The sequence below is a fragment of the Nitrospirota bacterium genome (assembly GCA_016214855.1).
Lineage (GTDB): Bacteria > Nitrospirota > Thermodesulfovibrionia > Thermodesulfovibrionales > UBA6898 > UBA6898.
Genome location: JACRMT010000004.1, coordinates 1 through 26,278, shown reverse-complemented (window position 1 = coordinate 26,278; position 26,278 = coordinate 1). Strand labels below are relative to the sequence as shown.

General features: G+C 50.7%; 24 protein-coding genes. 7 read left to right on the top strand and 17 right to left on the bottom strand.

Features of this window, described 5'->3' with window-relative positions; all coding sequences use genetic code 11:
• Positions 1 to 2: 2 nt before the first annotated feature.
• On the bottom strand, positions 3 to 569 hold the full coding sequence (locus HZB62_02085; GenBank protein ID MBI5073951.1) for a LemA family protein: 567 nt from the start codon (positions 567 to 569) through the stop codon (positions 3 to 5).
• A gap of 9 nt (positions 570 to 578) precedes the next feature.
• The gene (locus tag HZB62_02080; GenBank protein MBI5073950.1) at positions 579 to 827 is read right to left on the bottom strand and encodes a hypothetical protein; all 249 of its coding nucleotides are present in this window, start codon (positions 825 to 827) and stop codon (positions 579 to 581) included.
• Between the two features lie 361 nt (positions 828 to 1,188).
• Here HZB62_02080 and HZB62_02075 point away from each other — a divergent pair, with 361 nt between their 5' ends.
• From HZB62_02075 to HZB62_02065, 3 genes are all read left to right on the top strand, one after another.
• Positions 1,189 to 1,506 (top strand): pyrimidine/purine nucleoside phosphorylase, encoded by a 318-nt coding sequence (locus tag HZB62_02075; GenBank protein MBI5073949.1) that lies wholly within the window; start codon positions 1,189 to 1,191, stop codon positions 1,504 to 1,506.
• 36 nt (positions 1,507 to 1,542) lie between these two features.
• Complete coding sequence (priA, locus tag HZB62_02070) at positions 1,543 to 3,447, top strand: primosomal protein N' (protein ID MBI5073948.1); 1,905 nt, start codon at positions 1,543 to 1,545, stop codon at positions 3,445 to 3,447.
• Between the two features lie 134 nt (positions 3,448 to 3,581).
• Entirely contained in the window at positions 3,582 to 5,075 is a 1,494-nt protein-coding gene (locus HZB62_02065; protein MBI5073947.1) for an AAA family ATPase, read from the top strand.
• A gap of 58 nt (positions 5,076 to 5,133) precedes the next feature.
• Here the strand turns inward: HZB62_02065 and HZB62_02060 are convergent, their stop codons facing one another.
• A complete protein-coding gene (locus tag HZB62_02060; GenBank protein ID MBI5073946.1) occupies positions 5,134 to 5,730 on the bottom strand; it encodes a dephospho-CoA kinase in 597 nt (198 codons plus the stop codon).
• A 105-nt stretch (positions 5,731 to 5,835) separates the two neighbouring features.
• On the opposite strand from HZB62_02060, the gene HZB62_02055 reads away from it, so the two are divergent.
• Both HZB62_02055 and HZB62_02050 read left to right on the top strand, forming a co-directional pair.
• Positions 5,836 to 6,177 (top strand): zinc ribbon domain-containing protein, encoded by a 342-nt coding sequence (locus tag HZB62_02055; protein MBI5073945.1) that lies wholly within the window; start codon positions 5,836 to 5,838, stop codon positions 6,175 to 6,177.
• On the top strand, positions 6,174 to 6,950 hold the full coding sequence (locus HZB62_02050; GenBank protein MBI5073944.1) for a sugar phosphate isomerase/epimerase: 777 nt from the start codon (positions 6,174 to 6,176) through the stop codon (positions 6,948 to 6,950). Before HZB62_02055 ends, HZB62_02050 begins: the two co-directional genes overlap by 4 nt.
• Here HZB62_02050 and HZB62_02045 read toward each other — a convergent pair.
• From HZB62_02045 to HZB62_02035, 3 genes are all read right to left on the bottom strand, one after another.
• The gene (locus HZB62_02045) at positions 6,922 to 8,067 is read right to left on the bottom strand and encodes an SAM-dependent methyltransferase (protein ID MBI5073943.1); all 1,146 of its coding nucleotides are present in this window, start codon (positions 8,065 to 8,067) and stop codon (positions 6,922 to 6,924) included. The two genes, HZB62_02050 and HZB62_02045, sit on opposite strands and share 29 nt — an antisense overlap.
• Positions 8,068 to 8,165: 98 nt before the next feature.
• The gene (nadA, locus tag HZB62_02040; protein ID MBI5073942.1) at positions 8,166 to 9,152 is read right to left on the bottom strand and encodes a quinolinate synthase; all 987 of its coding nucleotides are present in this window, start codon (positions 9,150 to 9,152) and stop codon (positions 8,166 to 8,168) included.
• Entirely contained in the window at positions 9,153 to 9,878 is a 726-nt protein-coding gene (locus tag HZB62_02035; GenBank protein ID MBI5073941.1) for a lytic transglycosylase domain-containing protein, read from the bottom strand. It abuts the gene before it with no gap.
• A gap of 135 nt (positions 9,879 to 10,013) precedes the next feature.
• On the opposite strand from HZB62_02035, the gene HZB62_02030 reads away from it, so the two are divergent.
• Together HZB62_02030 and HZB62_02025 are read left to right on the top strand one after the other, a co-directional pair.
• Positions 10,014 to 10,697 (top strand): response regulator, encoded by a 684-nt coding sequence (locus tag HZB62_02030; GenBank protein MBI5073940.1) that lies wholly within the window; start codon positions 10,014 to 10,016, stop codon positions 10,695 to 10,697.
• A 1-nt stretch (position 10,698) separates the two neighbouring features.
• Positions 10,699 to 11,214: an NUDIX domain-containing protein gene (locus tag HZB62_02025; protein ID MBI5073939.1), complete on the top strand. Its 516-nt coding sequence runs from the start codon at positions 10,699 to 10,701 to the stop codon at positions 11,212 to 11,214.
• A gap of 4 nt (positions 11,215 to 11,218) precedes the next feature.
• Here HZB62_02025 and HZB62_02020 read toward each other — a convergent pair whose 3' ends face one another.
• From HZB62_02020 to HZB62_01970, 11 genes are all read right to left on the bottom strand, one after another.
• A complete protein-coding gene (locus HZB62_02020; protein MBI5073938.1) occupies positions 11,219 to 12,715 on the bottom strand; it encodes a DUF4445 domain-containing protein in 1,497 nt (498 codons plus the stop codon).
• Positions 12,705 to 14,636: a molybdopterin biosynthesis protein gene (locus HZB62_02015; GenBank protein ID MBI5073937.1), complete on the bottom strand. Its 1,932-nt coding sequence runs from the start codon at positions 14,634 to 14,636 to the stop codon at positions 12,705 to 12,707. Before HZB62_02015 ends, HZB62_02020 begins: the two co-directional genes overlap by 11 nt.
• A 240-nt stretch (positions 14,637 to 14,876) precedes the next feature.
• Positions 14,877 to 15,833: a diguanylate cyclase gene (locus HZB62_02010; protein MBI5073936.1), complete on the bottom strand. Its 957-nt coding sequence runs from the start codon at positions 15,831 to 15,833 to the stop codon at positions 14,877 to 14,879.
• 90 nt (positions 15,834 to 15,923) lie between these two features.
• Positions 15,924 to 16,406: a hypothetical protein gene (locus tag HZB62_02005; protein ID MBI5073935.1), complete on the bottom strand. Its 483-nt coding sequence runs from the start codon at positions 16,404 to 16,406 to the stop codon at positions 15,924 to 15,926.
• Positions 16,407 to 16,459: 53 nt separating this feature from the next.
• Complete coding sequence (locus HZB62_02000) at positions 16,460 to 17,656, bottom strand: class I SAM-dependent RNA methyltransferase (protein ID MBI5073934.1); 1,197 nt, start codon at positions 17,654 to 17,656, stop codon at positions 16,460 to 16,462.
• A 5-nt stretch (positions 17,657 to 17,661) separates the two neighbouring features.
• Entirely contained in the window at positions 17,662 to 18,012 is a 351-nt protein-coding gene (locus HZB62_01995; GenBank protein MBI5073933.1) for a response regulator, read from the bottom strand.
• Entirely contained in the window at positions 18,009 to 22,199 is a 4,191-nt protein-coding gene (locus HZB62_01990; GenBank protein MBI5073932.1) for a PAS domain S-box protein, read from the bottom strand. Before HZB62_01990 ends, HZB62_01995 begins: the two co-directional genes overlap by 4 nt.
• Positions 22,196 to 23,647 carry a glycogen synthase GlgA gene (gene glgA / locus HZB62_01985; GenBank protein ID MBI5073931.1) on the bottom strand — a complete coding sequence of 484 codons (1,452 nt, stop codon included), beginning with the start codon at positions 23,645 to 23,647 and terminating at the stop codon, positions 22,196 to 22,198. The genes HZB62_01990 and glgA overlap by 4 nt, the downstream gene beginning before the upstream one ends.
• The gene (gene galT, locus HZB62_01980) at positions 23,644 to 24,639 is read right to left on the bottom strand and encodes a galactose-1-phosphate uridylyltransferase (protein MBI5073930.1); all 996 of its coding nucleotides are present in this window, start codon (positions 24,637 to 24,639) and stop codon (positions 23,644 to 23,646) included. The genes glgA and galT overlap by 4 nt, the downstream gene beginning before the upstream one ends.
• Before the next feature lie 304 nt (positions 24,640 to 24,943).
• Entirely contained in the window at positions 24,944 to 25,129 is a 186-nt protein-coding gene (locus HZB62_01975) for a Rho termination factor N-terminal domain-containing protein (protein ID MBI5073929.1), read from the bottom strand.
• Positions 25,130 to 25,430: 301 nt separating this feature from the next.
• Positions 25,431 to 26,278: hypothetical protein (locus HZB62_01970; GenBank protein MBI5073928.1), on the bottom strand; the 848-nt coding region annotated here is incomplete at its 5' end.

Here is a 26,278-nt window from a genome sequence, read left to right as displayed (position 1 = left end):
AATTATTGTGCAGAAGAAGAAAGCGCGGCTTTAGGCAGCTGCAGATCATCTCTGCCGGCGCTGAAGTATTCTGCCGGCCTGAACGAAAAAAGCGAGGAGATGATCATGTCAGGAAAGACCTCAAGCCTTGTCCTGTAGTTGGCAACGAGATCATTATAAAGCTGGCGGGAAAAAGCGATGCGGTTCTCGGTAGAAACAAGTTCTTCCTGAAGGTGCATGACATTTTCATTGCTCTTGAGTACAGGGTAGCCTTCCATCACCGCAAAAAAGCCATTCAGACAGTTCGTCAGGGAATCTTCTGCAGACGATCTGTCTCTTATCCGGTCTGCTGCCATGGCCCGGGCCCGGGCGTCAACCACATTCTGAAGTAAGGTCTTCTCATGTTCCATGAACCCTTTTACCGCGGCAACAAGGTTCGGGATGAGATCATATCTGCGTTTCAGCTGCACATCTACCTGACTCCAGGCATTTCTTACGTCATTTTTCAGCATGACGAGCCTGTTGTAAATACAGATGCCCCAGAGGGCCAGCAAAAGGAAAAAGCCGGCCAGGATCCAGACAACGCTCATACCTGCAGCCTATGCGCTTTTTTCTTCCGCCTTGACTTCATCAGATTCCTCAGCCTGTCCCTCGTCCTGCCCTTCCTCATGTCCGTCACCAGCCTCACCGGACAGTGCTGCCTCTGGATCCATCCCATCAGGATTCTCGCCCTCTCCTGCCGGCTTGAGTAGGCCGCTTCGCCGCAATCTCTTCTCTTCCTGCTTCTTTTGCCTCTTCACTTCCTTCTTTCTCTTCTCACTTTTATATGCGCCTGCACGTTTTGCCATATCGGCCTCCCCCAAAAATATTGGGTAATTATACCATGATACAGCGACTAATTACTGTCAGGAGAAGCGGCGGCAAAGAGAAAACCGGCATTGATTTTTCAGCACACCCCATGAGATTATTACGCCTGAAGTTTCAGAAATTTCTGTAGGTAAACTGAAGCCACAAAGACTCTTTGCTTTGTGGCTTTTTTATTTTGAAGCGCTTCCTGAGGCTTTAGTCTATAGGTGCGGTTAACAGGCTCCCTGTTCTGCAGGGAGCCTGTTTTTTTCACCAGCCCTGATTTACTCGCTCATTCCGCATCTGGTAAGATACGTCCTGTCAGCTCGGGTGACATATATCAAATCCATGTGAGGTGACTCTATGTCTGAATTCAGGGATGTAACGGTCGTCAAAAAAGCAAACGTTTATTTTAACGGCAAGGTAACAAGCAGGACAATCATATTCAAGGACGGCTCGAAGAAGACTCTGGGTGTCATGCTGCCCGGAGAGTATGAGTTCAATACCGGCGACAGGGAGATCATGGAGATCTTTTCAGGAGAGCTCGATCTGCTCCTGCCCGGTCAGAACTCCTGGCAGCCGGTCAAAGGGGGAGAATCTTTCGAGGTTCCGGCAAACGCCAGGTTCTCAATGAACGTGAAGACCATCAGCGACTACTGCTGCTCGTTCATTAAGGCGTAACAGACCGGCGCCTGCACAATGCAGGCTGGCTGACCGTTGGCTATGACATGCTTCGATATCATATTCCCTATTAACCTGGGGCCCCTCACCTACCGTTGCCCGGACAGTCTGAGACATCTGGCTGAACCCGGCATGATCGTTTCAGCGCCGCTCAGAAAGAGCATCGCAATGGGGATCATCTATACAAGGAACGCATCGCCTCCTGCCGGCCGCCTTAAAGATATCGCCCAGGTCCACGGCCATGCTCCGGTTTTCAGCGCCGCTGACCTGAAGCTGATCAAATGGACGTCCGAATACTATCTATCGCCAGAGGGTCTTGTTTTGAAGCAGTCCCTGCCGAAAGAGATATTCACAAGAACGAAACGCAGGGGGTCCGAAGATACCTTTTCCGCCGGGATCCCGGCATTGACAGACATCCGCCTTAATGACCTTCCCGAGCTTGAATCTGCTGTCAGTCAGAAGCGGTATCAGACCTCGCTCCTGCATACAGCTTCAGTTGTCCATGAATACTCTGTTGCAGCCTCAATACTCAGGTCGCACCGCAATGTCATGGTCCTCTTCCCGGAGATCTCACAGGCAGAGCTCTTTTACCGGGCGATCAGGAACGAACACGGAGAGCGCGTCTGCATGCTCCACAGCGACATGGCTGCGGGCAGACGTTCAGAGAGCATCGACGGCATTATCTCCGGAAAACACGACATTATCATAGGCACCAGATTAGCCCTCTTTGCTCCTATGCATACGCTTTCCCTTATCATGGTGATCGACGAGCATTCGTCTTCATACAAGCTTGAGGAGGGGATCAGGCTTAATGTCCGGGATACCGCGGTCATGAGGGGGTTTCTGAAAAAGATCCCGGTAATCCTGATGTCACCTGCACCGTCAATGGATTCGTGGTTCAACGCGCAATCCGGCAAATACCGTCTTATACGGCTGCAGGAAAATACCCTGAAACCGCTGATCAGGATAGCTGATCAGCGATTCGGGAAAAAAGGCCGCTCGTATCTCTCAACCGCGGTGATCGACAAGGCCAGAAGAGTTTTGCAGAAGAATGGGAGGATACTCTTCATTATCAACAGGAGAGGACATGCAACCTTTCTTCATTGCGCTGACTGCGGCAATACAGAATCATGTCCTGACTGCGGCATACCCCTGGTGCTCCATAAAGACAGGGGCCTGCTTGAGTGTCACTACTGCGCCAAAACTCTTAGTGTGCCTGATGTATGCTCCAAATGCAGCAGTCCTACTATTGAACAGCTTGGGGCGGGGACACAGAGGATCGAGGAAGATATCAGGGACCTTTTCAATATAGAACCACTGCGTTTTGACAGCGACAGCGCAAGCAGGAAAACAGAGATACAGGGACTCCTGAAAAGCATTGCCACTGATGAGCCGCGGATCATCGTCGGCACAAAAATGCTGACGAAACGCCTGACTCCGGGCAGCAGTTTCTCCCTGGCTGCACTTCTTAATGCTGACAGCAGCCTTAATATCCCGGATTTTCGGGCACGTGAAAAGACCTATCAGGAGATCATCTCGATCCGTGATCTTGTTGCTCCAAAAGGCGAAGTCGTCGTCCAGACGCGGTTTCCGCAGGATCCTTTGTTCCGGCATCTGCGAGATGGCAATTATGATGCCTTCGCCGCAGAGGAACTTGCAATGCGGGCAGCATTGAGCTTTCCTCCCTACGCAAAGCTGCTCAATATTCTTGCATATGGCAAAGCGGACCTTGCAGAGAAGATCATGAAGATAATCGGAGAATCGGCAGGACCTGTCGAAATTCTCGGCCCAACGGAAAAGAAGACAAAAAAAGGAATCGAGTATTCCTTCCTGCTCAAGCATAGTGAAAGAAAGATACTGCATGCTGCAGCGAGCGCAGTGGTAAAGCACTTCAAGAATGCAAAGGACGTCGAGATCAGGATCGACACAGACCCGTACTGACCGCTCAGTATTGCTTTGCGGGCAATGGTTACCCCTGTATCAAAAATACATTGATCCCGGGACATGGGGATATAAAACGCTAGCGTAGTGATATACTTAAACTGAAGACTGGTAAGGGACGTCATCGGAGAATAATGGAAAACCTGAATGCGCGCGACCTGCTGAGAATAATCAGATCAGAAAATAACCTGATCTACGTAGTTACCGACAACGAGCGGAGCACAGAGGCAGTTATCCTAGAGGCGGCTGCAGATGTTGAGGGCGTTGGGAGTCCTTTTGTATGGACCTGCACCGAAGGGATCATCCGCAAGGGAGAGCCGTATAAAGAGACCGTCGAGCCTCTTGCTGCGATTGACTTCGCTCTGTCGCAGCAGGGGCCGGCCATCTTTCTTTTCAAGGACCTTTCTTTCTTCTGGAAAAATAATCCGTTTATCATCAGAAAACTGAAGGAATTTGTTGCTCGCGGACGATCAAACATCCTGATCATCCTGGGTGAAGAAGAGTCTGTTCCTGAACAATTACAGGAAGACCTCGTCATTCTGTATCAGGGACTTCCCCGCATTGGGGAGATCAGGGAGCATCTGGCAGTCTTGAGAGAACGTATTCCTCTGCTGGCCCAGGCCTGTGCCGAATTTCCTGAATTGGAGGAACGATTGGCAGTAGCCTCCCAGGGGCTTTATCTCACTGACATCGAGCGCAGCATCCGCACATACGATTACGCTCATACCAACAGCCAAAACGATATTGTTCAGATGCTCTTTGAGATCAAGCAGCAGATCATCAGAAAAAGCGGCATCATGGAGTTCATCGTCAATGATGCGGACAAGGACCAGTTAGGGGGGATGGAGAACCTCAAGCTTTGGCTGGAACGCCGCGAAAAGGTGTTTGGCCTGGATAACCTCTCTTCCGGCGCCATGATGCCGAAAGGGGTGCTCGTCATGGGCATATCGGGCTGCGGCAAGTCACTCTTCGTCAAGGTTATCGCTGCGCACTGGCGTCTCCCCCTTATCCGTCTGGATATGGCAATTTTGTACGGGGGATCATTCGGGTCGCCCGAGTCCAGCCTGCGCAAGGCATTCAGAACTGCGGAGGCAATAGCGCCCTGCGTCCTCTGGATAGACGAGATCGAGGCCGGCATTTCATCACAGGGATTCAAGGCTGAAGGAGGCTCAGCGTCCCGCGTATTAGGGTCGTTCCTGACCTGGATGCAGGAAAAGAAAGCGCCTGTTTTTGTCGCAGCTACCGCTAACGCCATTGAAATGCTGCCTGCAGAAGTCCTGCGCAAGGGACGCTTCGATGAGATATTTTATGTCGGACTTCCGGATGAGAAGGCGCGTGAAGAGATATACCGCATTCATATGAAGAAGCAGAATATCGATATTTCCGGGATTGATCTCTCGCTGATGGTATCATCACCAAAGCATCTTTCAGGGGCAGAGATCGAGCAGGTGGTCAAATCCGCGGTTTTCGAAGCCCTTGCCGAGAAGCGTCCTGTAGTTGAACAGGATTTTCTGGTTGCGTTGAGCAGAACCGTACCTCTTTCGGTCACGATGGCAGAACAGATCAAGAGTATTGAAGCCTGGGCCTATCAACGCGCAGTACCTGCTTCGGGGAAATATCACCGATAGATGACTGCGATCGCAGCAGGAAGGCATCGGGAAACATAACCTGCACGCCGAACAATGACTACCGTTCTGTATCCTCTGTCAACGCCTTAAAGACCTTCCTGACCTGAACCATGGTCTGCTGCCTTGTCCCATTGTTATCTATTGCATAATCAGCAAGGAGCTTCTTCTTCCGGATATCCATCTGGGCATGAAGTCTTGCAAGTGCATTTTTTCGGGTAACCTCTTTCATCCTGAGCCGGCCAAGTGCAGTTTTCCGGGTCGTGTGCACAACGATCGTCCTGTCAAAGCGCTTCTGAAACCCGCCCTCGAAAAGCAGCGGTACTTCTACGATCACCACGGCATTGACTGCCCTGATCTTCTTTATTGCGGCTTCCACTGCCTGAAAGACAAGCGGGTGCAGCAAGGCCTCGATCTTCCTTCGCGCGGTCTTATTCCTGAAAATGATATCGGCAACAACGCTCTTATCGAGGCTGTTGTCCGGACGGAGAACATCAGGGCCAAGCAACAACCTGATCTTTTCAATGACCGGCTTTTTCCGCAGGAGAGTCGCAACGACCGCATCGCTGTCAAGAGTGTAAGCCCCGCATGCCCTGAACAGGGATGCCACCGAGCTTTTTCCCATGCCGTAATTTCCGGTAAGCGCCGCGACAACCATGATTCATTATACCCAAACAATACGCGGGGGTGTGTCAGTTCATTGACCCGAGCGTAATTATTCAGTTATATTAAAGAGTTAGCTGAATATTGGAGGTTTATCGTTATGCCGATATATGAGTATAAATGCGACAAATGCAGGAAGCATCATGAGATCATGCAGAAGATCACAGAAAAATCCCTTACCATCTGCCCTGGCTGCGGCGGGAATCTGAAAAAGCTGATCTCGAGCACATCGTTTGTTCTGAAAGGTTCAGGATGGTATGTGACTGACTATGGGAACAAAAACCGCAAGAGCGCCGGCAAGGAAGGTTCTGAAAAGAAGGAAAAGGCTGACAGCTCTGTGCAGAAGGAACACAAAAAGGAAAAGACAGACGGCACAACGGGAAAAGAGACAAAGAAAGAATCAAAATCAGAGCCAAAGCCGTCGCAAAAGTCCAAAGAGTGATCTCTCCGCACGTTCATATACCGTTCAGCAAACTCTCCGAGCATCTTGATCTCATCAGGAAACGATCTCTGAACCTTGAGTTATATTTTCCCGGTGATGTGCTTGATGCCATCACCCTCAGCGATGTCCAAAAGACCCGGGAACTGCTTGACCACAACCCTTCCCTCTCTTTTCATGCACCCTTCATGGACCTTTCGCCGGGCGCGGTTGACTCGCTCGTAAGAGAAGCCACCATGAAGAGATTTAACCATATACTCGATGTCGCGGAGGTGCTGCAGCCAAAGGCTATCGTCTGCCATTCAGGATATGAGAAATGGCGGTATGCGCTGAAACCGGACTGGTGGCTCGAAATGAGCCTTCTTACCTGGCAGCCGCTCAACAGGAGGGCTTCAGATATGGGCGTTAAGCTGGCTATCGAGAATATTTTCGAAGATGAGCCCTCAAACCTGAAGATGCTGATGGAACAGATGCACACAGACAACTTCGGCATCTGTTTCGATACCGGCCATTGCAATCTTTTCTCAAAGGTCAGACTTGAAGACTGGATGGAGGCATTGAACCCGCATATCATTGAATTGCATCTCCATGACAATGACAGGTCTTCAGACCAGCATCTTCCGGTTGGCGAGGGGACTTTTGATTTCGGCAAGTTTTTCCATCTTCTGAAATACAGGGACTGCATACATACCATTGAGGCCCATTCCGCGGACAACGTGATGCGGTCCATGGAAAATATCGCCCGCTTTACAGAAACCGCAGCTGGTTCCTCATAGAAAATCCCCGCAGCTTTGGCTGTTCAGAGCCCTTAAACTGTATCAGCACCTTGTGCGACTCGCCCATGCCCTGCGGCAGAAAGAGTTTTTTGATGCGGCTGATCTCAAAAAGATAATCATCTGAACTCTCTGCAAGCCTGGCGATCTCCTGATCGATGCCCATGGCGAGAAGAAATGAACCCTGACTGCAGTAGCCTAAAGACCTCAGCCCTGATTCCTCTCCCCAGCGCCTGACCGAAGAGAAATTCACATGACTGGTCATATCCTGATCGCCGATATTCTTATAGGGTTCTTCGTTGAACTCGTGATCGTGATAGCAGATGAGCGTACCCCTGTTCCTGTCCTCGCTGTAATATTCTTCTGCCGGGTGGCCGTAGTCAATGGTAAAGACAAATCCTTTTTCCAGTACAGCTCCTACATCGAGCAGCCAGTCGCGGACACGAAGGTTCAGTTCCGTTGTAAACCCTCTGGCCAATTCGATCCCTGCATCCCGGAAATAGTGTGCAATTGCACCTGAAGAGAGCTCGCCGGTCTGCTCAGTGAAGCCCGTGCTGTCACAGGCGACATAGATCTCTTTGAGCTCATCTTCCATCCTGATAAGATGAACGGGAAATGCATCGAGAAGTTCGTTCGAAAATATGCAGCCCCTGATCGTTCCTGCATCCCTGATATCGGAGATCCATGAGATCTTATCCGTATATCCCTGCAGTCTCTCCTGCTGACGTTGAAGCTGAAATTCATTCCTCTCAACGATCACATACTGCAGGCACTGATAAAATAACCTCTTTGCGTTAGGCTCTTCGCCAGAGGCCCGCTTGAGATAATCGAACATATCCTTGCATACGTACCCTTCTCCTGCGCCCATCTCAATGATCGTAAACTCCTCAGGAGAACCCATGACTTCCCACATCTCCATGATCTGGCTGCCGACCATGGCGCCAAACACCGGGTGAAGATGGGAACTGGTATAGAAATCCCCTTCTCTGCCGATCCTCTGTCCCCGGTTAGCATAATAGCCGAATTCAGCGTCATAGAGAGCCATAGCCATGAATGACTCGAAGGTGATCGGCCCTTCTCTTCTTATCCGTTCACGTATTTTGTTTTCAAGAGGATTCATCGTATTAGGTATTTAGTCTGCAGGTATTTAGTCTGTAAGGCATTGTCTATCAGGCTTCAGTCTAACTAACGGTCTAAACAACCTGATTGCCTGTTAACTCATACAACTTCGAGCATCCTGTCGAGTGCCCTTTTTGCCCTGATACGGACATCTTCAGATACCGTTACGACATACGTGGTATCCTGAAAAGCCCGCAGCACACTCTGGAGTGTGGTCCTCTTCATATTGGGACATATCATGTCTTTCCTGAGAGCATAGAAGACCTTGCCGGGGTTTTCTTTGCGAAGCCGGTACATGAGACCGATCTCTGTACCCACAACGAACTCTTGCTCTGCAGATGCCTGGACAAATCTGAGCATGCCGGAAGTGCTGGTGACATGATCAGCCATCTCAAGCACCTCAATACGACACTCAGGATGCGCCAGAATAACAGCGTCCGGATGCTGCTCCCTCGCCTCTTCAATATCCTTTACCGTGACGCGCTCATGCACATTGCAGTACCCGTCCCAGGCAATGACCTTTTTTCTGGTGTTCTTTGCAGCCCACATCGACAGGTTCTTGTCCGGAATACAGATCACTGAATCGCCCGGCAGAGAATCGATGATCTTCACAACATTGGCTGAGGTGCAACAGATATCGCTCTCCGCCTTGACCTCTGCAGTTGTATTCACATAGGCGACAACAGGAACACCCGGATACTGCTTCTTTATATCTTTCAGGGTAAACTCGGGAGGATAGATGTAAGCAGGGGGGTTATCAAAACCGGGAAAGCTTTTTCTCACCGGCCGCGGAGCATCAGCGCTGATCATGTCCGCCATAGGGCAGCCTGCATCGATCTCGGGTAAAAGGACGGTCTTATCAGGGGAAAGGATCGCAGCACTCTCAGCCATAAAATGGACACCGCAAAAAACGATCATTTCACAGTCCCGCGTTGCTGCAATGCGCGAAAGCTCGAGTGAATCGCCGACAAAATCGGCTATTTCCTGCACCTCGTCGCGCTGATAATTATGCGACAAAATTATTGCGTTCTTTTCCTGCTTGAACGTCAGGATCTGACTCCGAAGGGCGGAGAGGGCAGCGGTCATTTACAGCCTGGTCTTATTGTTCTTTTCGAGCGTGGCGTTCGTAAAAAGGATTGTTCCATCCTCAAGGACAACTTTATAGATAGGGGCAATTTTCTCGCGGGGAGCGGCGCTCGCATCTGCAAACGTATAGCTCTTCCTGCCATTGTACAGGTTAAACACCCTTTTCACATACTGGCGCGTCTCGTCAATAGGAGGGACATTGCCATATTTCTCAACTGTTCCGGGGCCCGAATTATACGCAGCAAGCGCAAGGGTCATATTCCCGTTGAACCGCTCCAGAAGATATTTCAGGTATCTGGCCCCCCCCTCAATGTTCTCCTCGGGGTCAAAAGGGTTGGAGACGTTCATGTCCCTCGCTGTAGACGGCATGAGCTGCATAAGACCCTTCGCACCCTTTCGGGAGACGGCCCTGTGATTGCCGTTGGACTCTGTCTTTATAACAGCCTTGATCAGTTCAGGCTCAAGCGCATATCTTGACGCAGCCTTCTGAATATATCGGGAATAATCCTTAGGAAAAACAACAGCAGCCGGCTGTGCTGTCTTTTCTGCTTTCCTGTCACTTATACCGTCACTTATCCTGTCGCTGCTGACATGCTGAGTCTTTTTTCCATAGGGAGCATCAGTAAAACAGACGACACCGTTCTCATCCACATATTTATAGATGTCAGCAGAAACATCAGCAACTGCCAGAAAAAGAGAACAGATTACCATCGCGGCTTTAAGCATGAAATTATGTTACCACGGAAAGCACAGCGAGTCAATATTTAAGCCTTATTCGGGGGTTACCATAAATTGTTTATTAGTCTTACATGTTTCAAAAAAGCGTGAGAAATTAAAATGTGTGCATGGTAAAATTACCGCATGCGAAAAAAGATACTTATTGTGGACAATCTGGAAGACATGCTCGAACGTGAAAAGACGATCCTCAACAGGGTAAGCTTCGAGATATTTACAGCTTCAACAGGTCACGAGGCCCTGTCAGTCCATAGAGAGCATCGGGTTGATCTCATGGTGATATCTCTTGACCTCCCGGACATGAGCGGAGACAAACTCTGTTCCTCTATACGAAAAGAGGCGGATCTCAGGCAGGTGTCGGTCATTATGACCTGCAGCAATGATGCGGACTGTATCGAACGGGCAACGCGCTGCGGTGCCAATGCTCATATAACAAAACCGTTCCATTCCGGTCAGCTTACAGAACAAGTGACAAAACTCCTCTCCATACCGCAGAGACAGAGCTACCGTGTGCTCCTGAGGATATCGATCAAGGGCAGTTTTGACAATAAGGCCTTCTTCTGCTCATCACGTGACATCAGTGCCACAGGCATCATGATCGAAACAGACAAGCAGCTTGCCAAAGGCGATCTTCTGTCCTGTTCTTTTTTTCTGCCCGGCTTTGGAAAGATCAATGTTGACGGAGAGATCATGCGTACAGACAATAGCGGAGCTATCGCACGGTATGGTGTTCGCTTCCGCTATCTGGACCCTGCATGCAAGAACGGCATCGATACCTTTATTGCCAATCGAACAGGACAAAAGATCTGATATGCCTTCAGGCGGGGAAATCTTCGAGACCGTCGATGCCGAAGGCCGCGTAACCGGTCTTGCTGCCCGCGCTGAACTGCATGGCAATCCGTCCCTTATCCACCGCGTCGTTCATGTATTGGTCTTTAATAACCAGGGCAGTCTGCTGCTACAAAAACGCTCGATGAACAAAGATATAGCGCCGGGCAGATGGGATACCTCTGTCGGAGGACATGTCAATCCGGGAGAAGATGTTCGTGATGCCGCTCTTAGAGAAATGAGGGAAGAACTCGGCATCACCCCTTCCGGCCTGCCGTTCCTGTACAGCTATCTCTACAGGAATCATCGCGAGTCTGAACTGGTAAGCACATTCACCTGCGTCTGTGAAGAAGAGGTCCATTTCAATGCCGGGGAAATAGACGAGGTCAGGTTCTGGAAACTGCAGAGCATCAGAGAGCAGATAGGCAAAGGGGTCTTCAGCAATCACTTCGAACAGGAATTCCGTCACTATTCACATCAGATCGAAGCTCAACAATAGGCTGCTATCCCCTGAGCATCTCCGGATTCGTATGCGGTATGAAGAGCGCGCCCTGGAGCACGTTCAGCAGGTCTGTATCTTCGCTCATCTCTCTATAGGTTATCAGGGACTGCAGCTCTTCAACCTCTTTTACCAGAGAACTGTCGATAAGGATCATGGAAGCGCCTTTCAGGGATGAATTACCCAACAGCACGATCTTGTCCCTCTGAATATCAGGGAGCATGCCGATATTCACTGCGCTTTCGATATTGATGCCGCATCCGAGAGCCCCGGATATGTAGATCTTCCCGATATCTGCGATCCGCATGCCGACCAGCCTCAGGAACACATAAAGGAAGGCAAACAGGGCAGCCTTGGAGCGGAGAAAGTTCTGCAGTTCGTGCTCGGTAAACAGCAGCTCTCTGTCAGGTGAGCGATACAGCAGATAGGAAGGGACCCCATCTTTCATCATAACACCCTTTTCCTGCCTGTTGAACCTGCCGGCTTGATCAATAATGCCGTTCGCATAGAGCTCAGAGACAAGGTCTATAAGTCCCGATCCGCAGATGCCCGCAGGAGTTCCCTTGCCGATAACAGAGAGCCTCGGCTCCTTGTTATCGCGGTCGATCTCTACCCGGCTGATCGTACCCTTCTCAGCCTTTTTCCCGATATCAGCGACGCCCCCTTCAAGAGCAGGGCCGGCAGCCCCGGCTCCTACCATGATCCAGTGTCTGCATCCAAGCGTAATCTCGACATTTGTGCCGACATCCATGAAAAGGACAGGATCTTCCTGCTCCAGAAGCTCCGTGCAGATCATGCCGCTGATGATATCCCCGCCCACATAGCTGCCGGCATTCGGAAGAACGTAGATCGTTGCATCCGGATGGATCGATATGCCTATCTCATCAGCTGTGCAGAAGACAGCACTGCTCATTGCAGGCGTGTTGGGAGCAACCGGGATGTTCCTGACATCGAGACCGAGGAAAAAATGGGACATAATAGTATTGCCGGCAACGGTCATGGCATAAACATCATTTTTCTGAACACCATTCTTGCTGCAGATATCCTGCACAAGGCTGTTCACACCGTCTCTCAAAAGCGTTGTAAGCTCAGCAGCCTTGCCTGTCATTGCCATCTGCGCGCGGGAAAGAACGTCCGTTCCAAACTGTATCTGAGGGTTCTCTCCTTCAGATACGGCAACTCTTTTCCTGGTATCAAGCTCAAAAAGGGCGCATTCGAGCATTGTGGTTCCGATATCCAGAGCAATGCCGTATACCGTGCTGCGGCTGATCTCAATTACTCTGAAACCCCGCTCATCATGACCTATCACCACGGTCAGAGAAAAGTCGTTCTTTCTCAATTCCTCAGAAAGTCTTCTGAGAACATTAAGGGGAATGGCAACAGAAGAGAGCCCGAACAACTTCAGCGCATCTTTCAATCGCTCTGCATCAGCAAGCCTGTCTTCAGAAGAAGGATGAGAAAGCTTAACATCAAGACTAAATGCGAGAGACCTATGATTCATACATTATTGCACCCATATCTGAAACATCATATCCCCCAAGCTTTTCGACCGATAACCTGAACTCGCTGTCATTTCTGATAATATCGAGCATTGCGCCTATCTGAGGTATCAGAGCAAAGTCCTTCGGAATGGCGAGATCATAGCGCTCCTTTGCAATGGGTATGAAGTCCAGCCCTAATGCATTCGCTGCAGCAAGAATGCCCATGCCAATGTCAGCTATCCCGGTCAGGACTGCAGACGCCACTCCCATATGCGTATATTCCTCCCGGTCATAACCCTTTATCTGCCCGGGAAATATTCCTCTTTCTTTCAGATGTTTGTCCGTCAGCAGTCGTGTACCGGAACCTCCCTGCCTGTTAATAAAGCATACGTCAGCCCGCAGCAGGTCCTCAAAATCCCTGATATGCTTTGGATTCCCTTTCGTGACCATGAATCCCTGCTCCCGATAGACCAGATTGATAAGGAGCATGTTTCTGTCGTCAAGAAACCTCTGGAGAAAAGCAACATTATATTCTCCGGTTGTCTCGTCCAGCAGGTGCGTACCGGCAATATGCGCCTCGCCCTTTTTCAGGGCTATAATGCCGCCCATGGAGCCGACATGAGCAGAAGAAAGCGAATATTTCGGATATAGTTTTCTGAGCCGGTTCGCAAGCAGGTCAAGGGCATTGTCGTGGCTCCCGATACAGACGATGGTATTCTCTATCTCGCTTTTTTCCCGCAGCATCTCAACATCGACTTCAGTCCCTGCGCCATACCCTTCGGACATGGAAGGGACTCTCACAAAGCCGTCCGCCCTGACCAAAGACATAAGAACGCCGGCGCCCCTGCTTACCGGTGTGGCAATGATATTCTGACCGACCTTGCCAAGTTTTACTCTCAAAAATTCTTCCTGGCCGAGAGAAGAGGCGACCTGCCGCGAGAGCTTTGCCTTCATCACCTCGGCTGGGGGCGCTTCTATCCCCTGCAAGGCATGGATGAGCTCTTTGCCGAACAGATTGAATGTTATATACGCTGAAACAGGATATCCGGGTATGCCGAGCACGGGTTTGCCCATAACCAGGCCAAGAATAACAGGCTTGCCCGGTTTTATGTTAACGCCGTGGAGGAGGACCCTGCCCAGAGATGCTATCGCCTTTGCCGTATAGTCTTCAGAGCCTGCAGACGAACCGGCATTGATCACAATGACATCATACAGCTCACAGGCTTTCCTGAGTGTTTCCGTTATCTGCTCTTTATCGTCAGGAACAGGACCGAACCTGACCGGCCTCCCGCCCCATTGTTCGACCAGAGATGAAAGTATGCGCGAATTAAATTCAATGATGCTGCCCTTCACAAGAGGCTGACCCGGTTCCACCAGCTCTGTGCCGGTCGGAATAACGGCAACTCTCGGACGCCTCCTCACCAGTATCTCTGTGTGCCCTCCAGACAGCATGGCGCCGATATCTACAGGCCGTATCCTGTGGCCCTCGGTAAGGATCAGTTCTGTAACGACAATATCCTCACCTATAACCCTGACATGCTGCCAGGGAGTCACCGGCTCGATGATCTCGATCGCATCCTGGCCGTCCTTCACCATGCGGTTCACGTCTTCGATCATAATGACAGCGTTAAAGCCATCAGGGATCGGATCTCCGGTATCGACATAAACGGCATCTAACGGAAGCAGGAGGCTTTTCGGCCCAGTTTCCGATGCTCCGAACGTATCGCTGAACCTGACGGCAAATCCATCCATGGCAGCGGAATGATAAAAAGGAGAGGATACACGGGCAAAGACTGCCTCGGCAGTCACCCTACCGAGAGCCTCCTGCACAAGGACCGATTCAGCAGGCAGCGGAACGGATATCTGTTCAGACAGACCTTCCTGCCAGAGCTGCAGAGCCTTTTCAAGCGGGGTGTTCTCAATATAAATTCCCTTTTTCACAGCATCTCCTTACATGACAAGATACAACAAAAAATGACCAAACAGATATTATTCACAAAATCTCCCCTTACCCCTCTTTGCTAAAGAGGATCATTCCTCCCTTTGGCAAAGGGAGGTTAGGAGGGATTTTATGAATTAACTCAAAAATATTAGAGTGGTATTACCTCATGTCTGAACGTTATTATTAAACAATGGCGGGACTAAATCAACAAAAGGCGAAACAGAGAAATTACGGGAGATCTATTCCTTCACATCCTCAAGCTCACGCGCCTCTACGGTAACCGTTCGGTTCCTGCCAAGCTGCTTTGCGCGGTACATGGCAAAGTCAGCGCAGCGGATCAGCCGGTCTTCATTTTCGACCTTGGCATCAGGCATACCTGAAATACCGATACTTACGGAGATCCTTCGGTCGATCTCGGCAAAATCATGCTTCTCTATCGCCTGCCTCATCCGTTCGGCAACGACCCTGGCATGAACTTTGTCCGTGTTCGGAAGGATGATCATGAATTCCTCGCCGCCATAACGGGCAGCAGTATCGATATCCCTGATGCTCTTTATGATTATGCCCGAAACCTCTTTTAATACCCGGTCTCCTGCATCATGGCCGAAGGTGTCATTGACCTTCTTGAAATAATCTATATCAAGCATGACCACCGAGAATGGTGTGCCATACCGTTTCGCACGCTCATACTCACTGGTAAGAGCGTCATGGAAACGTCGTCTGTTATACAGGCCGGTAAGGGCATCCGTGATTGCCATATAATTGACCTTGTCGAGCAATTCCTCAAGCTGTCTGTTCTTCAGTCTCAGTTCATCCTGCAGGGCCTTTGTCCTGAGCGAGGCATAGATCCGTGCATTGAGCTCAAGTTCATTGTAGGGCTTCGGCAGGTAGTCGTCAGCCCCGATCTGCAGGCCCGAGATCTTGTCAGAAAGCTCCTTCTTCACCGTAAGCATGATGACCGGTATACCTTTGGTGCTTTCATCAAGCTTCAGCCAGCGGCAAACCTCATATCCGTCCATGCCGGGCAGAATGACATCAAGAACGATGATATCCGGTTTTTCCGATTTAACCAGCTTGATGGCGTTAATGCCGTCCTCTGCCCAGAGGATCTCATAACCGACCTTCCTTAGGATTTCCTTTGTGGCTGAGGCCTGGATGGGATCATCTTCAACGAGCAAAACCTTCGCTTTTGCCACTTTATCCTCCCCTTACGTCTGTTAAGCATACCAATTGGAAAACAAGATATACAAGCCTTTTTATAGCCCGCACGGGGCTCATCAGCACCTTCAAAGGCTGCTGGCAATGATGCTCCGGCTTTCATCCGAAACAAGATGACAGTAAATGTGCAGACCCTTTCTGTTGGCCTTTGCTTCCGCCTTTGTCTTGGCCGCTTGGCAGATGCGCCGCAGGATATCGAATTTTCTGCCGTAATAGAGCCAGGGTAGCAGGTCGCTGATCTCTGCCTTCATGAAGGGCTGAAGTTCTGTCTCTCCTGCACCGGATTTCTTCAGCAGATGTATGACGTCAAAAAGCAGGGGCCGTGCAGAAGACCAGAGCGCTATTTTAAGCAGGTTCTCCCAATCAACCGAAATATGCAGGCGGTCAGCACCCTGTTCAGCAGTCGAAAGGATCGATGCAAGGAGATCAGCTCCGCTCATGATATAGCGTGCGTCCTGAAATGCATAGAGCTCCTTATGTGCCCTCGCCGAAAGCTCATTAGGGGAGATCACTACCTCCCTGATATCATTCATCCCGGATGGTTCTGTCATTATTTCGTTCCGCTGAATTCCTTCAGTTCGTCATGACGCCTGCTTGGGTTATCTCATTTGCGTCTCAGCAGTGCAGCAGCCTCTATATGAAACGTGTTCGGGAAAAAATCGATCATCTGCACGGACTGAACATCATAGGCGACTTTCAGCTTCTTCAGGTCCCTGGCCAGTGTCGAGGGATTGCATGAGATATAGACGATAGTATCAGACGGCATCTCAAGGACCTTTTTTACAACCTCCGATGTCAGGCCGGGGCGGGGAGGATCAAGGATTATCGTATCAAAGGTCTTCTGGATGCGGTATTTTTCTGCAGTCGATCTGACAAACTTGCAGTTCTTCAACCCGTTGAGTTTCAGGTTCCTCGTTCCGTCCTCAACAGCAAAGGGATTTTCCTCAACAAGCACAACCTCTGCTGCGTACCGGGCAACAGGCAGCGAAAAGTTCCCTGCACCGGCATACAGGTCGAGCACCTTTTTCCCTTCCAGGGGAGCAGCCAGTCCGGCAACAAACTCCGCGACCTTCAGGTTAAGACCCCAATGCGCCTGAAAAAAAGTCCACGGAGAGACCGTATATTTCATGCCGTTCAGATCGAACATGACGGTGCCTGAACCTTCGATGAGAGTATCGTTCACCGCAACGGACGATATCCCTATTTCCCTGAATGCCTCGTTCCGCCCTGAATCTGCGGCATCACCCTTAAGCAGCGCAGCTGCAGAATCCCCTATCGACAGGTGGATCTCTTTGAGACCGGAGGCAAGGTCTTTTTCCTTGATGCGCTTAAGCAGCTCGTTGATACGGTCGATCATAAGCGGGCAGGACTCAAAGAGCACCACATCCCTCGAAGACTCCCTGAAGAAACCGATGGTTCCCTCCTTTGAGATCTTGAACTGGGCTCTGTGGCGGTAATGCCACTGAGCATCCGTCAGGGAAGGAGAAAGCTGAACATCGATGCCGCCAAGTCTTGTCAGGGAATCAACAAGGACCTCCTCCTTCATGCTCACCTGCTTTTCATAGGCTATGAACTGCAGATGACATCCGCCGCAGATCCCGAAGACAGGGCATTTCGGTTCGACCCTGAACTCGGACGGCTCTAATACCTGGGTGACCGTGGCGAGCATGTAGTCGCGTTTCTTTTCGTCAATATTCACTTCAACGAGCTCACCGGGGACAGCTCCCTTGATCAGAATGACCTTCTCGTCCCGCGCTAAACTATAGCCGCCGTATGCCGGCAGTGATGGTCTTAGGATCAATGCCGTTATTCCTTTCCTGCGAGTTTCTTGATCGTCGCCTTCATCTCGGTAAGGTCCGCAGACTTGACAAGGTATGCCTCTGATGCCCAGACCGAAAAATCATCGCGGTAATCATAGGCCGTCGACATAATGATCGGCATTCTCGGCTTCTTCTCCTTCATCTGCCTGAGCAGTTTGATGCCGTCAATATCGGGGAGGTGAATATCGAGCGTCACCAGATCGAACTCCTCTGCCTCGAATTTTGCCAGACCTTCCTTGCCGGTTGCGGCAGTGACGATCTGGTATCCCTCCTCCTCAAGTTCCTCCTGGTAGAGTCTGAGGATGCTCAGGTCATCATCAACAATAAGAATTTTCATGCTTCTGCCTCCTTTGTCGGTATATAAACTCTAAAAACAGTACCGTGATCAACTTCGCTCTCAACCTCTATCCGTCCATTATGTTCCTGGATGATCTTGTGCGTAATCGCCAGTCCGAGACCGGTGCCTGACGCCTTTGTCGTAAAGAAAGGGTTAAAGATGGAGTTCATGTCGGCTGCGGGTATGCCCCTGCCCGTGTCGCGCACCTCAAGGACAACATCATCTGCCTCAGCATAGGTCTTCACGGATATCGTTCCCGTGCCCTGGAGGGCCTGAATTGCATTGTTGATAATGTTCACAATCGCTTCCTTGGTCCTGTCCGGATCAACGAAGACATCCGGCACAGGCTGATACTCCTTCTGCAGCACGATCCCGCGCTCATTAATATCTGACTGCATCAGGCGGACGATCTCCTCGACGATATCATTCATGTTCACCTGCTCCCGGGCAAGTCTCACCTCTTTCACATAACCGAGGATCTCCCGGAGAATGCCTTCAAGGCGTGATACCTCCTTAACAATGATCCCGGCATACTCTTTGAGGTTTCCGTCAAGCTTTTTCTCCAGCCGCTTCGCAAACCCTCCGACAGAGACCAGAGGGTTCCTGATCTCATGAGCAACCCTGGCAGCAACCTCGCCCAGCGCTGCCATTTTTTCCGACATGCCCACTTTTTTCTGCAGCTGCTTCAGCTCGGAAATATCACGGACAACGTGCACGGAGCCGATGAACTCGCCGCTCGTATCAAAGATAGGAGAACTTGAGGTAAGGAATGTTCCGCCAAGGTGCGGCTCATCGAGTTCCTCTACATAGGCCTTCATGGTGTTCACGGTCTTATGATGGGGGCACTTCCCAAGGGGTTCATTCGTTCCATGGAACAGCTCATAACACTTCCTGCCGAGGATCTGTTCAGCAGGGAGCCCCAGCCTGTTCATTACGGCCTTGTTAACCCTCTTAATCACATAATCGTTGCTGTTGAAATAGACCATGTCGGACATGGATTCAAAGATATTCTCAAGCTGCTGCTCGGCAAGGGTCATCTGCTCGTAAAGACGGGCACTCTCAATGGCGGATGCGATCTGGTTCGAAAAACTCGCAAGGAACTGCATGTCCTCGTTGGTAACCGCTTTTCGGTTGAAGTAGTTGTCGACCCAGATCAGGCCGATTACCTTATCGCGGGAGATGAGCGGGACCACAGCATACGCCTGGGTTCCCAACTGCTGAATAAGAACAGGATCCGCAAGTGCTTCCTGCTTCACATCAAGCACATTGAACGGCAGCTTGTCCTTCACGGAACGCGTCAGTATGGTGTTTTCCTCAAGAGATAATTCAATACCCAGGCTAAGGCGCTCCAGGAACGAGTCCCTGCGCACAGGACTCGCAATAATATCCTGCATGATCTCATCCAGCGTCTTGTGCTTAAGCGAGAGATCGTCCCAGACCTTCCAGGCCTCCTCCGGCGTAGCAGGCCCTACCCCCATAACGCCTTTGATCACGTTCTTCTGATCGTCGACAAGGAACAGAATGGCCCGGTTGAATCCCATGCCGTCGCTCATGGTCACCGCAGTCAGGACCATCCTAAGAAGCTTGTCGAGTTCAAGCGTGCTGCGCATCGCCGTGGAGATGAAGAAGAGCCGCGACATCTCCTGATTTCTCCTGATCAGTTCCTTTTCTACCCGCTTCTTCTCAGAGATGTCCCGTGATATGCCGCAGATACCGATCACCTCTCCCGCAGCATCCTTGATCGGTGAAAGGGTCAGGCTGACCTCGATAACAGCCCCGTCCTTTCTCTTCCTCAGTGTTTCTATATCCTTGAGCACTTCTCCCTGCTTCAGTTTCTCGATATGGTCTTTTTCTTTTTCGACCATAAAATCAGGCACGAAAGGCAGAAACTTGCCCATCACCTCCTGCCCGGAAAAGCCAAAGGTCCTCTCAGCGCCGACATTCCATGAGGTTACCAGTCCTGCAAGATCACTGGTAACGATAGCATCAGCAGAGTTGTCAATGATGCTCTCAAGGTATTCCTTGGTCTGGATCACCTCACGGTACAGGCTCAGCGTCTCCTCCTGATACAGGATCCTCTCGGTGATATCCATGATAAATACAACACACTCGCCTACTTCACCCGCTTCGTTGCGTATGGGATATGCCGTAAGCTCTGCATAATTGACATTTCGCGACTGCGTAATGGTATTGATCTCGCCCGTCTCAAAGGTGGCCTTCGCTGCACAGTGAGGACAGATGCCTATTTTATCGTGGAATATCTGCTGACTGTCCTTGCCGACAAGATCATCACCCGAAAGACCTATCCACTCCTCAACAAATCTGTTTGCCGAGGTGACCGTAAAATCCCTGTCAAGCGTGATGATCCCGCCCTGAACACTGTCGAACAGTATGTTAAGCCGCTTTTTTTCTTCAAGCACATGCTTCTGCCGTTCTATTTCATTCTCAAATATTCTTGCCTTTTCTATGGCGATGGATGCTATGGAGGCAAAGCCTTCTACCGTGTTCAGATCATCGGCTGTGAAGGGGATCTGCCTTCCCTCGCTGTCAACCTTGTCATAAAGACTGAGGGTGCCGATCACGGTACTGCCCACTTTCAGAGGAACGCATATGGCTGTCTTGATATCGATACCCGGTATTTTCATATTTACCGATATATTCTTTGCATCCTCAACAAGCATCGCTTCATTATGTTCTGCGACCCATCCTGCAATGCCCTCGCCAAGGGCCAATTCGAGCTGCGGCTCAAGCTCCTTCTGCAGACCATAGGAAGACCTGATCTTCAGCTTGCCGCCCTCCAGCAGACGGATGATGCAGCCCCGCGAAGAGACCAGTCGGGACATCTCTTCGGTGATCTTTCTCAACAGCCGATCCGAATCCAGGAGTGACGTTATCGCCCTGCTGATGTCAAAGAGAACGGTCATTTTCAGGATCTGGACCTTTGCCGCATCGTAGAGCTCGGCATTCCGCATAACAGACCCGATACTCAGGGAAACGATCCGGAGGGTGTTGATCTCGTCATCGGAAAAGACATGTTCCTTCCGGTTCATGATGACGAGCAGGCCGATGCAGTTCTCATCGCGCGTTATGGGTATGACCAGCCCGCTCTCATCTGTACCGGCATGGCTGTCATCAGCTAAAAGTTCTGAAAGAGATCTGATCGTGAACGGCTCATGAGATGCAAGGATCTGCTGCACCAGGCGATTGCCCAGCGAGATGCGCAGTTCATGAATTCCATCACCGGGATCATTCGATGCTTCGCGGTAAAAGACCTTCTGTTCAGGGGAAAGCATATAAATTGAACAGGTGCCGTAGTTAAGCTTTACGGCAAGCATCTGTGCCATTTGAGCAAAGACCGTTTTTCTTTCAAGCGTAGCGCCGGCGATACGCGCTACGTCAAGAAGCAGCTCTGTCTCGTTCAGTTTTCGCCCCAGTTTGGTACTCGACGATTCAAGGTCAGACACCATATCATCAAATCGTGCAGCAACAACGCCGAACTCATCAGAGCGGTCCATCCTGATCCGGTAGGAAAGGTCTCCGGCGCTGATCTTGGCCGTTGCCTTAAGCAGCTCGTTGAAAGGAGATGCTATGGCCTTGCGGATGCTGATAATAAGGATAAATGCGATAACGGAGACCAGTCCTATAAGAGTAAAGTGGTATATGATCATTCTTCTCTTGGTCTTTTCGCCCGTCTGTGCGACGTCAACAACTGCTTTTACCGTGGCTTCCTGTATCATATCGATGCCTGAGACTATTTCGAGGGTGAGGGTCTCCATTTTGCGGATCAGGACGGCAACCTCGGGATCTCCCACAGGCTCCCGCTTATCAATGATGATTATTGCATGGCTGAGAACCTCATAGAATTTATCGGAGAGCTTCAGGATCTCTTCCTGATGCTCGGCCTGGACGCTGAGCGTCCCAAAATCCTTGTATACATCAGCAAGACGGTTCGCAAACTGCCTTTTGAATCTTACCTCTCCGGTAAGGCCCCAGTCCCTTACATCTTCGACAAAATCAGCGATATTGCGGTCAAGATCGCTGATCATTTTGCTTTCCGCGCTCACCATTCTGAGTGTACCCAGATGCCTGCTCAGGCTCTCAAAGATCAGGATCGTTCCGAAACCAAGGATCGCGATCGCGACAAGGAAAACTGAGAGCATGACGGTAATTCTGGTTCTTAGTGTCATGCCGGCCTTTTTTCTCCTGCCCTGCGGTACAGGTCAAGGTAGGCTTCTGCGGCCTTCTCCCAGGAGAAATTCTCTTCCATGGCCCGGCGGATCAGCTCCTGCATCCTCTTTTTGTCAGCATAAACGCAGAACGCCCTCTTGGAAGCCTCAAGCAACGCACGTGACGCGTATTCCTCGAAGAGAAACCCTGTTCCTCTGCCGGCAAGATGATCATAGTCATCCACCGTGTCTGCAAGACCGCCGGTCTTTCTGACGATCGGAATGGTGCCGTATTTCATGGCAATAAGCTGACCAATGCCGCACGGCTCATACCGCGAGGGCATTAGAAAAAAATCAGACCCGGCATAGATAAGATGTGCAAAGGCTTCTTCGAACCCGATCTTCAGATAGACCTTTCCCCTGTGCTCCTCAGCCTTGGCTGCCAGCGCAGACTGGTAGATCTCCTCTCCCCTGCCAAGCACCAGGAGATTCGCTCCGAGCCTGACAAGTTCGTCGACCGCCTGAATTACGATATCCAGTCCCTTCTGAAATGAAAGCCTGCTCACGATACTGACGATCGGAGCTCTCCGGTTCTTAAAGCCGACCAGCCCGATCAGCCGTTCCCTGCATACTGCCTTGCCCTTCAGGTCCTTTACACTGTATGGTGAAGGGAGCAATGCATCCTGCTGCGGATCCCATTCCTGATCGTCAATGCCATTGATGACGCCGAAAAGGTCCTGCCTTCTTTTGAGCAGCAGCCCGTCCATGCTGCTTCCGTGTTCAGGACCAAGGATCTCCCGGCTGTAGGTCTCGCTGACCGTATTGAGCAGATCAGCATACAGCAGCCCTGCCTTCATCAGACTGAGCGTACCGTAGAACTCAAGCCGCTCAGGCACGAAATAGTCCCAGCCCAGTCCGGTAAAAGCCAGATTGGCAGCCTCAAAATTGCCCTGATACCCGAGGTTATGCACGGTGAAAAGCGTTGCGGTACTGCTGAACTGCCGGTGATGAGCGTAAAGGGATCTGAGATACAGCGGTATCAGGCCAGTCTGCCAGTCATTGCAGTGAATGATGTCAGGACGAATATCCAGGGCTATGCATGTTTCGAATACTGCGCGGCAGAAGAAGATGAACCTGACGGCATTATCCCCATACTCGCCGTACGCTGTCCCATACAGCTCGGGCCTGTCGAAAAGCTGATTGCATTCGATAAAATATGCCTCAGGCACCTTACTCTTCCCGGTGGTGTAGATCGCACCCTCAAGGCTAAAGTTGCCCATAGGGACCCTGATCGTTTTCCCGGTCTTCTGCAGACTGAACTTCTCCCTGACCGACGCGTACAGCGGAAGGATAAGCGATGCCTTATGCTTTCTCGTGCGAAACTCCCTGACAAGGGCACCTGTTACATCAGCAAGCCCCCCTGTCTTTGCATAGGGCACAGCCTCAGAACAGGCAATGAGAATATTCAAATCCTGGCCTCACGCATGAACTTGGCCGATTCCTCAGGAGGTGTCGGATTGATATAAAAACCCGACCCCCATTCAAAGCCTGCGATTTTGGTGAGCTTCGGCACCAGCTCGATATGCCAGTGGTAATAGTCATTCACCTCATCATAGAACGGTGACGTGTGGATAACGAAATTGTACGGAGGCGCATCCAGAATCCTGTCCATCTGGCGCAGGATCCGCTGGAGGATCTCGGCAAGATCGCCATAGTTCTTGTCAGCCGGGCTGAATGTGGACTCATGCCGCTTCGGCAGGATCCATGTTTCAAAGGGCGCTCTGGGCGCAAAGGGCGCAAGCGCCACATATTTGGCATTTTCGTAGATAACGCGTTTTCCGTCTGACAGCTCCTGACTGATAACGTCGCAGAAAATGCAACGCTCCTTGAACTCGTAGTGCTGACGTGCAGCGTCAAGCTCTTCCTTGACCAGCTTCGGCACGATCGGAAGGGCGATGAGCTGTGTATGGGTATGTTCAAGCGATGCTCCGGCAACCTCTCCCTCATTCTTGAAGACCAGTCCGTATTTGAACCGTTGGTCCTTTTTCAGGTCAGATAATCTGAGAAATGCCGCCCAGAGAACGTCCTCCACGGCCTTCTGCGACATGGTCGCAAGGGAGTGGCTGTGATCAGGAGATTCAACAATGACCTCATGGGCGCCGACACCGTTCATCTTGTCGAATATGCCTTCGCCTGATTTGTTCAGGTCGCCATAGATCTGGAGCGCAGGAAATTTGTTAGGCATTACCCGCAGTGTCCAGTCAGGACTATTGGCAGGAGAACCGGGCGGTCTGAAGGCCATGATCTCAGGCGGTGTCGTATATTCATTGCCCGGACAGAAAGGACAGAACCCGCCTTTTTTTCTCTGCGAAGCAGAAAGGAAATCCGTCGGTCTTTTCCCCCGCTCGATCGATATGATAACCCACCTGCCTACAATGGGATCTTTTCTCAGTTCAGGCATATATCCTCCCAATATTGCAAAGAAAGGAGCAGAAAAATGACAATCCAGCCCCATTTCATGCTTTTTGATTTCGGGTATTATATCACGTGAACAAATGAAAGCGACATTCCGTCAAAGGCTGCTCAATGACCCCATAGGAACAGGCTCGTTCGGCTGACGGAAAGCACTGCAGCATCAACAGCTGCAAGCTGCAAAAATGAAGGGGCCGGCGGGCATGCATTTCTCCCAGAACTGCAAGGATACTCTGCAACTGCTGATAGAAGAACGTGCGAAGGAACTTGGAATCAAAGCGGCCTGCAGACCTTCAGCAGTTCAGGCAGTCCTTCCGCCAGAGGCATTCCTGCTGAGTGCAGTGCCCTGCTCCGGCTGAACCGAAACAGTCGAAGTTACCCTCTGCTCTCTGGATGGCCCGGATGATCTCGTCCTTCTTCATCCTGCCGGTCTTTATGCCATGATCTTGGGCTTTTTCCTTAACATCTTTAAGTGTCATACTTTTACCACCTTTCCTGTTAGTCACATTTATAAGGGAATCTATGATTAGACCTTAGAGCAAAATGAACAGGAAAGCAAGAAGAAAAAATCTGAAGAAAAGAAGGGGGGCCAATCGCCCCCCTTTCCTCTTTGCGCCACCTTCCTGCTCGGCTATCGATTCTACGGCTGCAGGGAAACGACCACCAAACCGGACCGGGAACTGGTTGTTCCGCTCCAAGACACTGCAGTGGAACTCGCATAGCTTCCGGCTGCGTTGTGCTTCGCCGTCGTTCCCTCCGGTATAGTTACATTTACCACTTTCAATGCGTATAGTACACAGTGATCATCACATTGTCTATGGATGCTGTATCCGTTCCCTGTGTGCCACTACCTTTTGCTGATATGGCAACACCGAAGTTGGGATTGTTGATGTCTGCCTCTGTCCAGGCAGTATCCCAAAGATCCGTAGATGAACCATACATTACCATAGTCTCTGTGCTGCCCCAGAGTGTTGTAACAGCATGCTCTGTTCCGGTTATTACCCCGCCCTTCACGATCCTGAGGCTGTTGTCCTTTATTCCAATAAATGCTGCCATTCCCTCTTTACGCTCTACTGAAACGACAATGCCACTAATGGTTGAGCCAGCAGGTATCGCAAAATTAAACCCTGACACAAGAAGATACTGGGATTTTATGTTATTGCCCAAGACGGCTGTTGCATACACATTATTCGAGGTATATACATTTGCAGGATTGGTCCAGGCTACCGTGCCTAAGGTTGCATTATTGGCAGCAACTGTCGGACTGTTCGGCCCTGCTGTTGCTGGCATTGCAATCGTTATCTGGTTGCCCGCAAGAGAATTGTTCGTCTCGTTTGACTCCTGCACTACTCCTGCAGAGTCTGCTATCGCTCCAATGTAATACACGCCCGAGGCCAGGTTCGTCGGTAATTGTACACTGCGCGTGTCTGTCCACTCCTCACCGGCAAGCAGTCCGCTTCGTGAATATCCCCCCACGTATATATCGCTGGTCGTTATGTTTGCGTCAGTCGACAAATAATACCCGCCACTGAACCCCTGCGACATTCCAATCCCCTGGTTTTTTACCACACTATTAATCGTGATCGTCTGGCCTGAACCTCCACTGACTGGCCCGGATACTGATGTCA

Bases quoted from the DNA above. Each gene is read 5' to 3' on its own strand.
- nadA (MBI5073942.1), bottom strand. From the start codon at position 9,152: ATGACCGCTGCCCTCTCCGCCCTTCGGAGTCAGATCCTGACGTTCAAG.
- HZB62_01975 (MBI5073929.1), bottom strand. From the start codon at position 25,129: ATGACACTTAAAGATGTTAAGGAAAAAGCCCAAGATCATGGCATAAAG.
- HZB62_02035 (MBI5073941.1), bottom strand. From the start codon at position 9,878: ATGCTTAAAGCCGCGATGGTAATCTGTTCTCTTTTTCTGGCAGTTGCT.
- HZB62_02080 (MBI5073950.1), bottom strand. From the start codon at position 827: ATGGCAAAACGTGCAGGCGCATATAAAAGTGAGAAGAGAAAGAAGGAA.
- HZB62_02085 (MBI5073951.1), bottom strand. From the start codon at position 569: ATGAGCGTTGTCTGGATCCTGGCCGGCTTTTTCCTTTTGCTGGCCCTC.
- HZB62_01990 (MBI5073932.1), bottom strand. From the start codon at position 22,199: ATGACACTAAGAACCAGAATTACCGTCATGCTCTCAGTTTTCCTTGTC.
- HZB62_02075 (MBI5073949.1), top strand. From the start codon at position 1,189: ATGTCTGAATTCAGGGATGTAACGGTCGTCAAAAAAGCAAACGTTTAT.
- HZB62_02020 (MBI5073938.1), bottom strand. From the start codon at position 12,715: ATGAATCATAGGTCTCTCGCATTTAGTCTTGATGTTAAGCTTTCTCAT.
- HZB62_02045 (MBI5073943.1), bottom strand. From the start codon at position 8,067: ATGAATCCTCTTGAAAACAAAATACGTGAACGGATAAGAAGAGAAGGG.
- HZB62_02060 (MBI5073946.1), bottom strand. From the start codon at position 5,730: ATGGTTGTCGCGGCGCTTACCGGAAATTACGGCATGGGAAAAAGCTCG.
- HZB62_02055 (MBI5073945.1), top strand. From the start codon at position 5,836: ATGCCGATATATGAGTATAAATGCGACAAATGCAGGAAGCATCATGAG.
- HZB62_01995 (MBI5073933.1), bottom strand. From the start codon at position 18,012: ATGAAAATTCTTATTGTTGATGATGACCTGAGCATCCTCAGACTCTAC.
- HZB62_02030 (MBI5073940.1), top strand. From the start codon at position 10,014: ATGCGAAAAAAGATACTTATTGTGGACAATCTGGAAGACATGCTCGAA.
- HZB62_02025 (MBI5073939.1), top strand. From the start codon at position 10,699: ATGCCTTCAGGCGGGGAAATCTTCGAGACCGTCGATGCCGAAGGCCGC.
- HZB62_02005 (MBI5073935.1), bottom strand. From the start codon at position 16,406: ATGACAGAACCATCCGGGATGAATGATATCAGGGAGGTAGTGATCTCC.
- HZB62_02065 (MBI5073947.1), top strand. From the start codon at position 3,582: ATGGAAAACCTGAATGCGCGCGACCTGCTGAGAATAATCAGATCAGAA.
- galT (MBI5073930.1), bottom strand. From the start codon at position 24,639: ATGCCTGAACTGAGAAAAGATCCCATTGTAGGCAGGTGGGTTATCATA.